Raw genomic sequence first — 12310 nt, forward strand, 5'->3', positions numbered from 1 at the left:
CTTGCGATATTGCAAGCAACAGGGGACTATTGCATGATGTCGCTGCAATAATGCAGCACAGGGGTGCCATGTTCGATTGGGACGACTTGCGGGTGTTTCTGGCGGTGGCCCGCGCGCGCAAGGTCGCGCCGGCGGCGCGGGCGCTGGGGATCGACGCGACCACGATCGCGCGGCGGTTGGCACGGCTGGAAAAGGCGCTCGACACCGAATTGTTCGAGGTCGGGGCGGGCGAACGGTTGCTGACCGCGCGTGGGCAGGAATTGCTGGGTCATGCCGAGGCGGCCGAAAGCGCCGCGCTGGCGGCGGTCGAGCAGATGAGCGGGCAGGAGCGCAAGCTCAGCGGACAGGTCCGGCTGTCGGTGGCGGAGGGTTTCGGTACCTGGGTGCTGGCACCGGGCATGGGGGATTTCAACCGTCGACATCCGGGGATCAGGCTGGACCTCATCACCGCATCGGGTTTTCTCAATCCCTCGAAACGGGAGGCCGACATGGCGGTGATGCTGGCGCGGCCTCAGCGCGGGCGGCTGACGGTGCGGCGGCTGGGCGATTATCGGCTGCACCTCTATGCCTCGCCGGCCTATCTTGAGCGGGTCGGACGGCCCGGCAAGCCCGCCGACCTGCGGGACCACGCACTGATCGGCTATGTGCCGGAATTCATCTTTTCCCCCGAACTGGACTATCTGGACGAGGTGGAGGCGGGTCTGGAGGCCAATTTGCGGTCGACCAGCATCATCATGCAACAACGCATGATCGCGGAAGGCGCGGGGATCGGCGTCCTGCCCGATTTCATCGGTCGTCGCGATCCTGGCCTGATGCCGTTGATGGCCGACCGAGTGGAGATCACCCGCAGCTTCTGGCTGGTCATGCATGGCGACCTGCGGCGGCTGGCGCGGATCGGTGCGGTCGCCGACTGGCTGCAAGAACGTATTGAAACGTTAAAGCCAATCGACGCGGCCCGTTCACCTCGCTAAGGGAGTCGTGATGGTTAGAGAGCGGTCGCATTTCGCCCATGCAGCATAAGCACAAGCGCAGCCGGGTGGTCGCCCTGCCGAATGGCGAGTTTCGCACGCGCGCGACCGAATATCTGGATTTTCTCGCCGCCTGGGTGAAAAAGCCACGACAGACCGCGTCGGTAGTGCCGTCGAGCCGCTATCTAGCTCGCTTGATGGTCGCGCAGATTGATCCGCAGGACGGCCGCGTGCTCGAACTGGGCGGTGGCACCGGGGTATTTACCCGCGCCATCCTGGAAACCGGCCTTCCGCCCGAAAAGCTGGAGGTGGTGGAGATCAACCCTGCCTTTGCGCGCGGCCTTCGCCGTCATTTCCCGCATGTATCGGTTCTGGAAACGCCGGCGCAGATCGTGTCCACCGCGACGGCGGGCGCGGCCGGCGAATATCAGACGGTGGTCAGCGGCCTGCCGCTCCTGGCGATGGACCGTCACATGCACGCCGACATTTTGTCCGAATCCTTTCGCATGTTGCGGCCGGGCGGCAGCTTCGTGCAATTCACCTACTCGATGCGCCCTCCGGTGAGCCGCGACATATTGGACGCGCTGGACCTGGACGTCGTCCGTGCCGGGCAAACGGTACGCAACTTTCCGCCCGCCACGGTCTTCCGCTTCTTCCGGCGCGGCGAATAGGTTGCGCTTCGCAATCTGCCTCCTATCTTTGCGGCAACGCAAAAGGGGCAGAGCCATCCATGGCATCCATCATTGAAATCAACGGCCTGACGAAGCGCTATGCGTCGGGCTTCGAAGCTCTCAAGGGCGTCGACCTGACTATCGAGGAAGGCGAGATTTTCGCGCTGCTCGGGCCGAACGGCGCGGGCAAGACGACCATGATCTCCATCATATGCGGCATTGCGCGGGCGACCGGCGGCAGCGTGATCGTGGCCGGACATGACATCGTGCGCGACTATCGCGGTGCGCGCGGGGCGATCGGACTGGTGCCGCAGGAACTGTCCACCGACCAGTTCGAGCGCGTCATCGACACTGTGAACTTCAGTCGCGGTCTGTTCGGAAAGCCGCGCGATGACGCCTATGTCGAGAAGGTGCTGCGCGACCTGTCGCTGTGGGACAAGCGCAACAGCAAGATCCTGGAATTGTCGGGCGGCATGAAGCGCCGGGTGATGATCGCCAAGGCGCTGAGCCACGAACCGCGCGTCCTGTTTCTCGATGAGCCGACCGCCGGCGTCGACGTGGAACTGCGCCGAGACATGTGGACGCTGATCGGCGAGCTGCGCCAGACCGGCGTCACCATCATCCTGACCACCCACTATATCGAGGAGGCGGAGGAAATGGCCGACCGGGTGGGTGTCATCAACCAGGGTGAACTGATGCTGGTCGAGGACAAGACCGCCCTCATGAAGAAGCTGGGCAAGAAAACGCTGACCGTGGTGCTGGCCGAACCGATCGGCGTTGTTCCGCCCGAACTCGCGGAATGGGGCGTGGCGCTGGGCGCCGATGGCCATGAGATCGAATATGTGTTTGATACCCAGGCGGAACGGACGGGCGTGTCGTCACTGCTGCGCCGGATGGGCGACCTCGGCATCGGCTACAAGGATCTCAATACGCGACAGAGCAGTCTGGAGGATATCTTCGTCAGTCTGGTCCATCAGGAGAAGGCCGCATGAGCCTCCAGAATCTGCGCGCCATCGCAGCCATCTATCGTTTCGAACTGCACCGCTTCCGCCGCACGCTGCTGACGGGACTGCTCGTGCCGGTCATCACCACCTCGCTCTATTTCGTCGTGTTCGGCGGCGCGATCGGGTCGCGCATGACGGAGGTGGACGGCATTCCCTATGCCGCCTTCATCGTGCCCGGCCTCATTATGATGTCGATGTTCACCGAAAGCATCTTCAACGCCAGTTTCGGCATCTACATGCCCAAATTCACCGGCACCATCTATGAACTGCTCTCCGCGCCCGTATCGGCGACCGAGACGATCATCGCCTATGTCGGCGCGGCGGCGACCAAGTCGCTGATCGTGGGGAGCATCATATTCCTGACCGCCCATCTCTTCGTCGATGTGCCGGTGGCGCATCCCTTCGCCATGGTCGCCTTCATGGTGCTGATCGCGGTCAGCTTCTGCCTGTTCGGCTTCATCCTGGGCATATGGGCGCAGAGCTTCGAGCAGTTGCAGGTGATCCCGCTTCTGCTCATCATGCCGATGACCTTTCTGGGCGGCGCTTTCTATTCGGTCCAGATGCTGGGAGAACCCTGGCGCACCATCACGCTGTTCAACCCGATCGTCTATCTGATCTCGGGCTTCCGCTGGACCTTCTTCGGCCGGGGCGACGTGGGAATCGAATTCAGCCTGATCTTCGTCGCAGGGATGCTGGCGGTCTGTCTCGCCATCATCGGCTGGATGTTCCGGACAGGGTATCGGCTGAAGAAGTGAGGGGTAGGGGCGGGGCGCTTGTCGCGCCCCGTCCTCGGGGCGGATTAGGCCGCCTGGCTTTCCGGGGCTACGGCGAACAGGGTCACGCCCTTATATTTGTCGTCGCCGTCATTGTAGAGGCCGTACATCGCCTCGAACGTCTCATCCAGAACCTGGAGGTCGGACAATCCCGCCAGCTTGAAGGTGCCGAGCTTCAGTTCGCGGGGCGGGCGGCCGTCGCGATCCGTGGTCACCGCGTCGATGTACATCTCGTCATGACGGGTATAGAGGATGTGCGGCGCGAGCGTGACCACCATCTTGTTGTAGGTCACCTTCAGGCACTTCTGGAGCGCGATCGCTTCAAAAATCTCGGTCGGGGCTTGCATGATCGGTTTTCCCTGACCGATTTTTGCGATTCTTTCAATTGCTTTGTGCGCTGCACCATGTTCCTGCCGTGCAATCGCCGCGACGAAACGATCAGGCGGGCAGCAGCCCGAGCCTTTCGCGCAGGCTCCAGCGGGTGATGAGCAGCAGTGCCACTGCGCCCAAGCCGCTCGCCAGACCCAGCCAGATGCCGACGCCCTCCATGCGGAAGGGGAAGGCGAGCAGCGTGCCGACACCGATGCCGACCACCCAATATCCAAGGAGGGCGAAGATCATCGGCACCTTGGTGTCCTGCACCCCGCGCAGCACGCCAGCGCCGACCGCCTGCGCCGCATCGACCAACTGGAACAGCGCGGCGACGGCGAGGAAGCTGACGGCAAGGCGCACCGTCTGGGCATTGGCGGGATCGGTGAGGTCAAGGAAGGCCGACACCAGGCTGCGTGGCATCAGGATCAGCAGGGCGGCGGCACAGCAGGCGAAGCCGGTGCCGATCATCAGCGCCAGCCATCCGGCCCGCCCGATTGCAGCGCGATCCTTGCGGCCATAGGCGATGCCGACACGCACCGTCGCGGCCTGCCCGATGCCCATCGGCACCATGAAGACCAGGGCGGCAATCTGGATGGCGACGGCATGGGCGGCGAGCGAATCGCGGCTTATGAGGCCCATGAGAAAGGCGGAGGCGTTGAACACCGTGGTTTCGAATCCCAATGTGATCGCGATGGGCAGGCCCAGCGCCCAGACCTCCCGGTGCCGTTCGCGATCGCGAGTCCAGAAGCGACCCATCAGGCTGTAGCGGCGGAAGCGTCGGTCTACCAGGATGACCGCCAGCAGCCCCAGGAAGAGGAAGCTGGAGGAGATGGTGCTTGCCAGTCCCGCGCCGAACAGCCCGAGTGCGGGCAGGCCCAGATGACCGAAGATCAAGGCCCACCCCATGACGACATTGACGGGGATGGCGGCGAGCATGATGAGCAGCCCCCAGACCGGTCGTTCCAGCGCGGCAATGAAATTGCGCAATGTCGTGAAGCACAGGAAGGGGAGCAGCGCCCATTGCAGCCCGCGCATCAACTGGCCTGCGCCCTGCGCCAGGTCCGCCTGCTGTCCCATGGCAAGCAGGATCGTCTCGCATTCCCACAAGAGGACCCAGGCAGGCAGGACGAAGAAGACCGCAGCGCGCAACGTCTGGTGGACCGTGCGGCGCACGTCGCGCACGCTATGGCGGCGGCGTCCGCGTTCGCTTGCAATCAGCGGCGAGGCGGCGGTGACGAGGCCCATGCCGAAGATCAGCAACGCGTGGAACAGATTGATGGCGAGCGCACCCGCCGCCACGCTCTCCGCACCCCGGCGACCGAGCAGCAACAGATCGGTCGCGGCGATCGCCGACCAGGCGATATTGCCCGCGATCATCGGCAGCGCCAGCGCGATCAGCGCGCCGGCCTCGATCCGCCAGGGGGAGGGGTGGGTCACGTCGATGGTCCCGTCAGAAATGGTGCTGCGCCGGCGATCAGACTCGCCAGCCTTGCCCTATTTGCCTCAATGTTTCTTGAAAAGGTGCAGGGCGCCGACGATGATCCCGCCCACTATCAGCCCGACGATCGCGCCGCCGAGGGCATTTACCAGCCAGTCCAGGAAGCCCCCGATTGCCGGAATTGCTCCCGCGGCGCCTTCGGCCAGATGGTGGATCGTGCCGGGAATGGCGTCGACGTGGAATTCGTGCAGGCCATGGACGATGAGGCCGCCACCGACCCATAGCATTGCCGCCGTGCCGACCACGCCTAGAATTGACATGAGGACCGGCATCGCCTTGACGAGGCCACGGCCCAGCGCCTTCGATCCGGCATTGTCACGTTCGGTCAGGTGCAGACCGATGTCGTCCATCTTCACGATCAGGCCGACCACGCCATAGACGCCGGCCGTGATAAGCAGGGCAACCACGACAAGAATGATCGCCTGTTCCCACACCGGTTCGGTCGCGACCGTGCCGAGAGCGATCGCCATGATCTCTCCCGACAGGATGAAGTCGGTGCGGATCGCGCCTGACACCTTCTGATTTTCCAGATCGACCGAACTGTGGGTCTCGAGCGCCTCTTCCGCCAGATCATGTCCACCCTGAATCGCTTCCAGCAGCTTTTCCACCGCCTCGAAACAGAGGAAGGCGCCGCCCAGCATCAGCAGCGGCGGTAACAGCCAGGGAGCGAAGGCGGACAGCAGCAGCGCCGCAGGCAGTAGAAACACCAGCTTGTTGCGCAGCGATCCCTTGGCGATCTTCCAGATGATCGGCAATTCGCGGTCGGGGGTCAGGCCCATGACATATTTGGGCGTCACGGCAGCATCGTCGATCACGACACCGGCAGCCTTCGACCCGGCCTTGCCAGCGGCCCCGGCGACATCGTCCAGCGATGTCGCGGCCAGCTTGGCAATGCCCGCCACGTCGTCGAGCAGCGCAATCAGACCCGAAGGCATAGTCGTTCATTCCCCCTGTTGCAGGCGGCGGCGCCGTCCCTGCGCCCGTCTCATAGAGAGGGCACAGCGTCGGGGCAATGCGGGTGAAGAGCGCGAAGCAGTGTCAGTAATTGCCCGGCGGATCGCTGGCCGGGAAGCTCTCATCGGACTGTTCGTCGACCTTGTCCCATTCCTGGGCCGTTATCCCGTGCTGCGGTCCCGCATCGCGCACGATGCCGGACGAACCGACCGGCCCTCGATCGTCCGGCACCCGTCCGTCGCCCATCCATTCGCGCCACCCCTTGACCGCAATCGCGCCAAGGCCCGTGACGATGGCCAGTTTCAGCAGCCCCTTCATGATGGTTTCTCCTGCCCTTGATGAAGATGAATCCACTCGGCGCGGTCATTACCGACTGCGTCCGGGGTCAGGCGAATCTCGCCTTCCTCATCCGATCCGATGGCCGGCTCCTCCTGGCTGACCGATGGCGCGACGCTCCAGCGCGTGCGGAGCGCCGCGTCGATCATCGCGCCCCATACCATGACGTCGCCCGCCTCGCGCATGGCGTCATCCGGCTCCTTGAGAAGGGCGAGGATGCTGGCCGCATCCTGGACCCTGGCTGGCCAGTCGGACGGGTCGTTGGCGGAGAGTTGGCGCGCCAGACGTTCGATCAGGGATCGGTTTTCCATGAGTATCGAACGCACGGATGGGGCGGCCGTTCCGCATATCATAACGATATCGCATCGAAATTCGTCGACAAGCGCACGCGGCGGGTATTTAGCGGTCCCGCTTGGACGCGCCAGGAATTCCGGCAATATTTAGCGGCTGGCGTCGCCGGTCGCTGGCCTGCGTCTGTGCGCCAGGAAAAATCGTAGCATTTCCCGCGAAGCATCCGGCCCAGCCGGATCCGTATAGGAACCGGAGCGCGCGCCGCCTGACCAGGCATGGCCGCTGCCATGGATGGTCCAGCTTTCCAGCATGACGTCGCCTCGCGCAGTGCGATGCTCCGTCCGGGTGAAAGCGCGTCCGCCTGCGGATTGACCCTGGCGCGTGCGGCTGACGATGGGACCGAGGGTCGATCTTTCGAGCTGTGCGCGAAAGCTGTCCGCGTTGGAGGGATGCACGACCTTGTCGCAATCGCCATGGAAGACGATGGTCGGCCGGGGCCGCACCTCACGCGCGGCCCGGATCAATGGCGCCCGGCCCCGCATCGCGGCCAGAGCACTGCCGAGGCTATCGACCGCTCCGCAGGCCAAGCCCGAATGCACTCCGACGGCCACGAAGAGATTGGAATAGGCCTGACCGATGATCGCCGCCGCCACTCCGCCCGCAGAAATCCCCGCTATGTAGACGCGCGACGGGTCGGCCCGGCACAGCGCGATCGCATGACGGGTCAAGCCGGCGATCATGGCTGGTTCGCCGCGACCCCGCACCTGGTTATCCGGCCTGTGCCAGTTCCAGCAGCGGCCAACATTGGCCGACGCGGATTGCTCGGGATACAGGATGATGACGCCCAGTTCGTCGGCAAGGCTGTTCATCCGTGTTCCCGCCGCAAAATCGCCGGCCGACTGAGAACAACCGTGCAGCATCACGACGATCGGGAGGCGACGGCGGGTTGATCCTCTGGGGGTGTAGAGCTTGTAACGGAGCGATCCGTGCTTGCTGTCGAGGACACCGTCGATAAAGCTGCCGGGCAAGGGGCGCGCAGGCGGGCGCCGCACTGGCGCTCTTGCGGCTTTTGCCGTCGCGGCCTTGCGCGGGGCTGATCGTTTTGCTGGCTGGATGGGTGGCATCAGCGCGCGCTGCATGACGAGCGCGGCCGACATGGTGCGGCCCTTGCTGATCAGTCGCGCCGCCTTGAGCGCGGAAGTGAACGGATTTTTCATCGAAACCCCCTGCTGGCGATCGGCCGGTGGGCCGCACCATGCGGCGCGCCAGAACAGGATAACGGGTCGCGCGTCGCAATGATCCTGCGATGCAGCATTTCTTTGTCGAGATGACGTGCGCCTTCTCGCAAACCGCCACCCAACAAAAAAGCCGCCCTGAGAGGGGCGGCTTTCCTGTCGGTTCCGTTCAGGAAGCTCAGGCGTCTTCGGCCGGGGCTTCTTCGGTCACGGCGGCGATTTCACCGGGTTCCGCATTCGGGTCATAGTCTTCGGTGAAGCCCGCCTCGTCCTTTTCGAACAGGTCGGCCATCACGTCGACGCCCTGCGACTGCAACTCGGCTTCCTCAGGCGAGCGGGCGACGTTCACCGTGATGGTGACGGCGACTTCCGGGTGCAGCGCAACCTTGACGTCGAAGACGCCCAGGGTCTTGATCGGGCGTTCCAGCACGACCATCGCCTTGGTGACGTTGGTGATGCCTTCGGCGTGAAGCGCTTCGACGACGTCACGGACGGCGACCGAACCATAAAGGTGGCCGGCGTTCGACGACTGGCGGATCAGGACGATCTGCTTGCCGTTGACGCCTTCGGCAGCCTTTTCGGCATCCGAGCGGCGAGCGGCGTTGTCGGCTTCGATCTTCGCGCGGTTGGCCTCGAAGACCTTCTTGTTGGCGTTGTTGGAGCGCAGCGCCTTCTTGTTGGGCAGCAGATAGTTGCGCGCGTAACCGTCCTTGACGGTCACGACGTCGCCGATGGCGCCCAGCTTCTCGATGCGTTCGAGGAGAATGATTTCCATGGGTCTTTCTCCCTTACTTCACGATGTAGGGCAGCAGGCCCAGGTGACGGGCGCGCTTGATGGCCTGGGCCAGTTCACGCTGCTTCTTGGCGGACACAGCCGTGATGCGGCTGGGGACGATCTTGCCGCGCTCGGACACGAAGCCCTGGAGCAGACGGACGTCCTTGTAATCGATCTTCGGCGCATCCTTGGCGGCGAAGGGGCAGCTCTTGCGGCGGCGGAAAAACGGGCGTGCCATGTTTCAGATCTCCTTATTCGCCAGCAGCGGCTTCTTCGCGCTCGCGGCGCGGGCCACGATCTTCGCGCGGGCCACGGTCACCGCGATCGCCGCGCGGACCACGCTCGGCGCGCTCCTGCTTGCGCATCATGACCGAAGGGCCAGCTTCCAGCTCGTCGACCTTGACGGTCATGTAGCGGATGATGTCTTCGTTGATCTGGGTCTGGCGCTCCAGTTCCGCAACGACGCCGGCCGGGGCATCGATGTTCAGCATCACATAGTGAGCCTTGCGGTTCTTGGCGATCTTGTACGCGAGCGAACGCAGGCCCCAGGTCTCGACCTTGGTCACCTTGCCTTCATTTTCCTCGACGATCTTGGTGGCGGTTTCCGCCAGGGCGTCCACCTGCGCCTGTGCCAGATCCTGGCGCGCAAGGAACACATGCTCGTAAAGAGCCATGGGTAAGCCTCATCTGTTGGCCGATCGCTGACGTCCACCCCATGTGGAACGCCCCTCCGGCTGTCGTCTCAATGCCTCGCGGTGACGCCGAGTCACCCCGGAGCCGATGCGAAGGCGCGCCTATGGCGGAAAAGCGTGAGGAAAGCAAGGCCGCATCGGTGCGTCGCGGGCGGGCAATAATGCCGCGCGGCCCCTGCTTGTCGCAGCCCTGTTTTTCTTCTTAAATCGGGCGATAGAAAATAGTCTAGGAGAGTTCATGGCCGTAGCGATCGCCGCCCTGTCGCTGATATTGCTGATGATCGCCGCCTATCGCGGCATGAGCGTCATCGTCATGGCGCCGCTGCTCGCCATGCTGGCGGTGTTCCTGACCGACCCGACCGCCGTGCCCGCCGCCTTTTCCGGCCTGTTCATGGAAAGGGTCGCGAGTTTCCTGAAGCTCTATTTCCCGGTATTCCTGCTGGGCGCGCTGTTCGGCAAGCTGGTGGAGATTTCCGGCTTTTCCCGCGCGATCGTGATCGCGGTGATCGGCTTCATCGGCGCCAGCCGGGCAATCCCGGCGATCATGATCGTGACCGCGCTGTTGACCTACGGCGGCGTGTCGGTCTTCGTCGCCGTGTTCGCCGTCTATCCCTTCGCGGCCGAGATGTTCCGCCGCGCCGACATCCCCAAGCGACTGGTGCCGGCGACCATAGGCCTTGGTGCGCTGACCTTCACCATGGACGCGCTGCCGGGCACGCCGCAGATCCAGAATATCATTCCGACCAGCTTCTTCGGCACCACCGCCTGGGCGGCGCCGGTACTGGGCCTGATCGGTTCGGCTTGCATCATGGCGGCTGGGCTGACCTATCTGGCGTGGCGGCGACGCAGCCTGATGGCGACGGGCGAGGGCTATGGCGCGCCCGAAACGCTGGTCAACGAACCGGAGACGGTGAACGACGGCGCGCCCGTCCATCCGCTGGTCGCGCTGCTGCCGCTGATCGTCGTTGGCGTGGGCAATCTTCTGCTGACGCTGGCCATCCCGCGCTGGCTGACGAGGGAGGAGGTTACGCTGTCGCTGCCGGGCATGGTCGAACCGGTGGCGGTCAAGCTGGCGCAGGTCTCTGCGCTCTGGGCGGTCGAGGGGGCGCTGCTGCTGGGGATCGGCACAATTCTGCTCTTTGCGTTCCGGACGGTGTCCAGGCGCTTTGCCGAAGGGTCGAAGGCGGCGGTTGACGGGGCGCTGCTGGCGGGGATGAACACGGCAGTGGAATATGGGTTCGGCGCGGTAATCGCGGCGCTGCCAGGCTTCCTCCTCGTCAAGGAAGCGCTGCGCGCGATCCCTAACCCCCTGCTTAATGAAGCGATCACTGTCACCTCGCTGGCCGGCATCACCGGATCGGCGTCGGGCGGGTTGTCGATCGCGCTTGCCGCGATGGCGGAACAGTTCGTGGCGGCGGGCGATGCTGCGGGCATCCCGCGCGAGGTGCTGCACCGCGTTGCGTCAATGGCGTCGGGCGGGATGGACAGCCTGCCGCATAATGGCGCCGTCATCACGCTGCTGGCGGTGACGGGCCTCACTCATCGACAGGCCTATAAGGACATCTTCGCCCTGACGATCATCAAGACGCTGACCGTATTCATAGTGATCGCCGTCTTTTATATGACAGGCTGGGTCTGATCCCGATACATTCCGGCTGAACCGATGAAATCCGCGCGGGTTGAGGGACCGGCTCTGTCGAGAAGCGCGACGACCTTGTCCTTCAGGCTCGCGGTGGGATTGGCCGAGTCGTCATAGACCATTCCCCATTCACCGAATTCCCGGGCCTCGATGGTCATTTCACGCAGCTTGACCATGGCGCAGTGGCGATCGTCTTGCATGATGCGATCATAGATGCGCTCGACTGCAGCCTTCGGTCCTTCCAGGACCTGAAGAAAGCGCTTGCCGTTGAACAGCAACAGTCCCGTGACATCGACCGAACGGTTGCTAGCGGCCGCCAGTCTGGCGATGGTCGCACATTGAGAAGGGGTCACTGTGCCGCTGGCACTGCTGATATACATGATCTGGTAAAAAGACATGAAGGTTCCCGAATGCGTGCCCCCCGGCATCGTCCCTATGGCCTTCCATCATTTAAGATCCGGTTTTTAACCTTGATCATAAAAATGCCCCAGGGGGGGGAATCCCCTGGGGCATCGTGCGACGTTCCGGCTCCGCGAAGTATCCAGGTTCAGCGGATGGCGCTGCCGACGACGGCGCCGATCAGACCGCTGGTGATCGCGATCAACACGGCGTCATTGCCGGAGCGGACCCACTGATAGCCGCGCGGCGGGGCGGACAGGCGATAGTCGCGATAATTGTTCACGACCCGATAATTGGTGGCATAGCGCCGGTCGAAGCGCTGACCCTTGGCCCAGCGACGCGGCGCCGGGGTCGCCTTGCGGACGACGGTCTGCTGCTTCACGACGGTGCGGCCATTGGGCTTCTGCTTGATGACGGTGCGGCTGGTTTCCTGGCGATGCTCCGGGGCGGCCTGCGCCTGGGCGGTGACGAGGGGGCTGGCGACCAGGGTGGTGGTGGCCAGGGCCATGATGATCTTCCTGAACATATTTGCTCCTTTGCCTTGTTTCGGGCGCCATTCCGTGGCGTCGAAGACAGAGTTAGGAGAGTCTTGTCGCGTGAATGTGTCAGTGGCGGACATAGTTTGTCAGAAAATGTAACGAGACCCGATTCCCGACCGGATGGCTTCTCTCAACAGAAAGCCCCGAAGGGGCATCTCCGGGGT

16 protein-coding genes are annotated in these 12310 nt (G+C 63.8%); 5 read left to right on the plus strand and 11 right to left on the minus strand.

Annotated features, from left to right (window positions below):
- The first annotated feature begins 68 nt into the window (after positions 1–68).
- Genes K3M67_RS03905 through K3M67_RS03920 form a run of 4 tightly spaced genes read left to right on the plus strand, consistent with a single transcriptional unit; the run spans position 69 to position 3398 of the window.
- Positions 69–971: a LysR family transcriptional regulator gene (locus tag K3M67_RS03905; protein WP_066856084.1), complete on the plus strand. Its 903-nt coding sequence runs from the start codon at positions 69–71 to the stop codon at positions 969–971.
- A 38-nt stretch (positions 972–1009) separates the two neighbouring features.
- Positions 1010–1639 carry a class I SAM-dependent methyltransferase gene (locus tag K3M67_RS03910; RefSeq protein ID WP_066856081.1) on the plus strand — a complete coding sequence of 210 codons (630 nt, stop codon included), beginning with the start codon at positions 1010–1012 and terminating at the stop codon, positions 1637–1639.
- Between the two features lie 59 nt (positions 1640–1698).
- Positions 1699–2631 carry an ABC transporter ATP-binding protein gene (locus K3M67_RS03915; protein ID WP_285832338.1) on the plus strand — a complete coding sequence of 311 codons (933 nt, stop codon included), beginning with the start codon at positions 1699–1701 and terminating at the stop codon, positions 2629–2631.
- Positions 2628–3398 carry an ABC transporter permease gene (locus tag K3M67_RS03920; RefSeq protein ID WP_066856075.1) on the plus strand — a complete coding sequence of 257 codons (771 nt, stop codon included), beginning with the start codon at positions 2628–2630 and terminating at the stop codon, positions 3396–3398. The genes K3M67_RS03915 and K3M67_RS03920 overlap by 4 nt, the downstream gene beginning before the upstream one ends.
- A gap of 44 nt (positions 3399–3442) precedes the next feature.
- On the opposite strand, the gene K3M67_RS03925 is transcribed toward K3M67_RS03920, so the two are convergent.
- The 9 genes from K3M67_RS03925 to rpsF all read right to left on the minus strand — a co-directional run bounded on the left by K3M67_RS03925 (position 3443) and on the right by rpsF (position 9551).
- Positions 3443–3763: a WYL domain-containing protein gene (locus tag K3M67_RS03925; RefSeq protein WP_066856072.1), complete on the minus strand. Its 321-nt coding sequence runs from the start codon at positions 3761–3763 to the stop codon at positions 3443–3445.
- Between the two features lie 91 nt (positions 3764–3854).
- Positions 3855–5165, minus strand: coding sequence for an MATE family efflux transporter (locus K3M67_RS03930; RefSeq protein ID WP_066856300.1), 1311 nt, complete (start codon positions 5163–5165; stop codon positions 3855–3857).
- 126 nt (positions 5166–5291) lie between these two features.
- Entirely contained in the window at positions 5292–6221 is a 930-nt protein-coding gene (locus tag K3M67_RS03935) for a DUF808 domain-containing protein (protein ID WP_066856069.1), read from the minus strand.
- A gap of 103 nt (positions 6222–6324) precedes the next feature.
- Entirely contained in the window at positions 6325–6558 is a 234-nt protein-coding gene (locus tag K3M67_RS03940) for a hypothetical protein (protein WP_285832339.1), read from the minus strand.
- Entirely contained in the window at positions 6555–6887 is a 333-nt protein-coding gene (locus K3M67_RS03945) for a hypothetical protein (RefSeq protein ID WP_285832887.1), read from the minus strand. The genes K3M67_RS03940 and K3M67_RS03945 overlap by 4 nt, the downstream gene beginning before the upstream one ends.
- A gap of 129 nt (positions 6888–7016) precedes the next feature.
- Positions 7017–8084: an extracellular catalytic domain type 1 short-chain-length polyhydroxyalkanoate depolymerase gene (locus tag K3M67_RS03950; protein ID WP_285832340.1), complete on the minus strand. Its 1068-nt coding sequence runs from the start codon at positions 8082–8084 to the stop codon at positions 7017–7019.
- Between the two features lie 196 nt (positions 8085–8280).
- Positions 8281–8877, minus strand: a complete 597-nt coding sequence (rplI, locus tag K3M67_RS03955) for a 50S ribosomal protein L9 (protein WP_285832341.1) — start codon at positions 8875–8877, stop codon at positions 8281–8283.
- Between the two features lie 13 nt (positions 8878–8890).
- On the minus strand, positions 8891–9115 hold the full coding sequence (gene rpsR / locus K3M67_RS03960; protein ID WP_004212076.1) for a 30S ribosomal protein S18: 225 nt from the start codon (positions 9113–9115) through the stop codon (positions 8891–8893).
- 13 nt (positions 9116–9128) lie between these two features.
- Positions 9129–9551, minus strand: coding sequence for a 30S ribosomal protein S6 (gene rpsF, locus K3M67_RS03965; RefSeq protein ID WP_066856054.1), 423 nt, complete (start codon positions 9549–9551; stop codon positions 9129–9131).
- Positions 9552–9807: 256 nt separating this feature from the next.
- Between rpsF and K3M67_RS03970 the strand changes: the two genes are divergently transcribed.
- On the plus strand, positions 9808–11208 hold the full coding sequence (locus K3M67_RS03970; protein WP_285832342.1) for a GntP family permease: 1401 nt from the start codon (positions 9808–9810) through the stop codon (positions 11206–11208).
- On the opposite strand, the gene K3M67_RS03975 is transcribed toward K3M67_RS03970, so the two are convergent.
- Positions 11187–11606, minus strand: a complete 420-nt coding sequence (locus K3M67_RS03975) for a BLUF domain-containing protein (protein WP_285832343.1) — start codon at positions 11604–11606, stop codon at positions 11187–11189. The genes K3M67_RS03970 and K3M67_RS03975 overlap by 22 nt on opposite strands.
- 149 nt (positions 11607–11755) lie before the next feature.
- Positions 11756–12133: an RcnB family protein gene (locus K3M67_RS03980; protein ID WP_285832344.1), complete on the minus strand. Its 378-nt coding sequence runs from the start codon at positions 12131–12133 to the stop codon at positions 11756–11758.
- Positions 12134–12310 lie beyond the last annotated feature (177 nt).

Source organism: Sphingobium sp. V4 (assembly GCF_029590555.1).
GTDB lineage: Bacteria > Pseudomonadota > Alphaproteobacteria > Sphingomonadales > Sphingomonadaceae > Sphingobium.

Excerpts from the sequence above, each read along its gene's own strand:
- K3M67_RS03905 (WP_066856084.1), top strand. The coding sequence starts at position 69 with ATGTTCGATTGGGACGACTTGCGGGTGTTTCTGGCGGTGGCCCGCGCG.
- K3M67_RS03910 (WP_066856081.1), top strand. The coding sequence starts at position 1,010 with ATGCAGCATAAGCACAAGCGCAGCCGGGTGGTCGCCCTGCCGAATGGC.
- K3M67_RS03915 (WP_285832338.1), top strand. The coding sequence starts at position 1,699 with ATGGCATCCATCATTGAAATCAACGGCCTGACGAAGCGCTATGCGTCG.
- K3M67_RS03920 (WP_066856075.1), top strand. The coding sequence starts at position 2,628 with ATGAGCCTCCAGAATCTGCGCGCCATCGCAGCCATCTATCGTTTCGAA.
- K3M67_RS03925 (WP_066856072.1), bottom strand. The coding sequence starts at position 3,763 with ATGCAAGCCCCGACCGAGATTTTTGAAGCGATCGCGCTCCAGAAGTGC.
- K3M67_RS03930 (WP_066856300.1), bottom strand. The coding sequence starts at position 5,165 with ATGATCGCGGGCAATATCGCCTGGTCGGCGATCGCCGCGACCGATCTG.
- K3M67_RS03935 (WP_066856069.1), bottom strand. The coding sequence starts at position 6,221 with ATGCCTTCGGGTCTGATTGCGCTGCTCGACGACGTGGCGGGCATTGCC.
- K3M67_RS03940 (WP_285832339.1), bottom strand. The coding sequence starts at position 6,558 with ATGAAGGGGCTGCTGAAACTGGCCATCGTCACGGGCCTTGGCGCGATT.
- K3M67_RS03945 (WP_285832887.1), bottom strand. The coding sequence starts at position 6,887 with ATGGAAAACCGATCCCTGATCGAACGTCTGGCGCGCCAACTCTCCGCC.
- K3M67_RS03950 (WP_285832340.1), bottom strand. The coding sequence starts at position 8,084 with ATGAAAAATCCGTTCACTTCCGCGCTCAAGGCGGCGCGACTGATCAGC.
- rplI (WP_285832341.1), bottom strand. The coding sequence starts at position 8,877 with ATGGAAATCATTCTCCTCGAACGCATCGAGAAGCTGGGCGCCATCGGC.
- rpsR (WP_004212076.1), bottom strand. The coding sequence starts at position 9,115 with ATGGCACGCCCGTTTTTCCGCCGCCGCAAGAGCTGCCCCTTCGCCGCC.
- rpsF (WP_066856054.1), bottom strand. The coding sequence starts at position 9,551 with ATGGCTCTTTACGAGCATGTGTTCCTTGCGCGCCAGGATCTGGCACAG.
- K3M67_RS03970 (WP_285832342.1), top strand. The coding sequence starts at position 9,808 with ATGGCCGTAGCGATCGCCGCCCTGTCGCTGATATTGCTGATGATCGCC.
- K3M67_RS03975 (WP_285832343.1), bottom strand. The coding sequence starts at position 11,606 with ATGTCTTTTTACCAGATCATGTATATCAGCAGTGCCAGCGGCACAGTG.
- K3M67_RS03980 (WP_285832344.1), bottom strand. The coding sequence starts at position 12,133 with ATGTTCAGGAAGATCATCATGGCCCTGGCCACCACCACCCTGGTCGCC.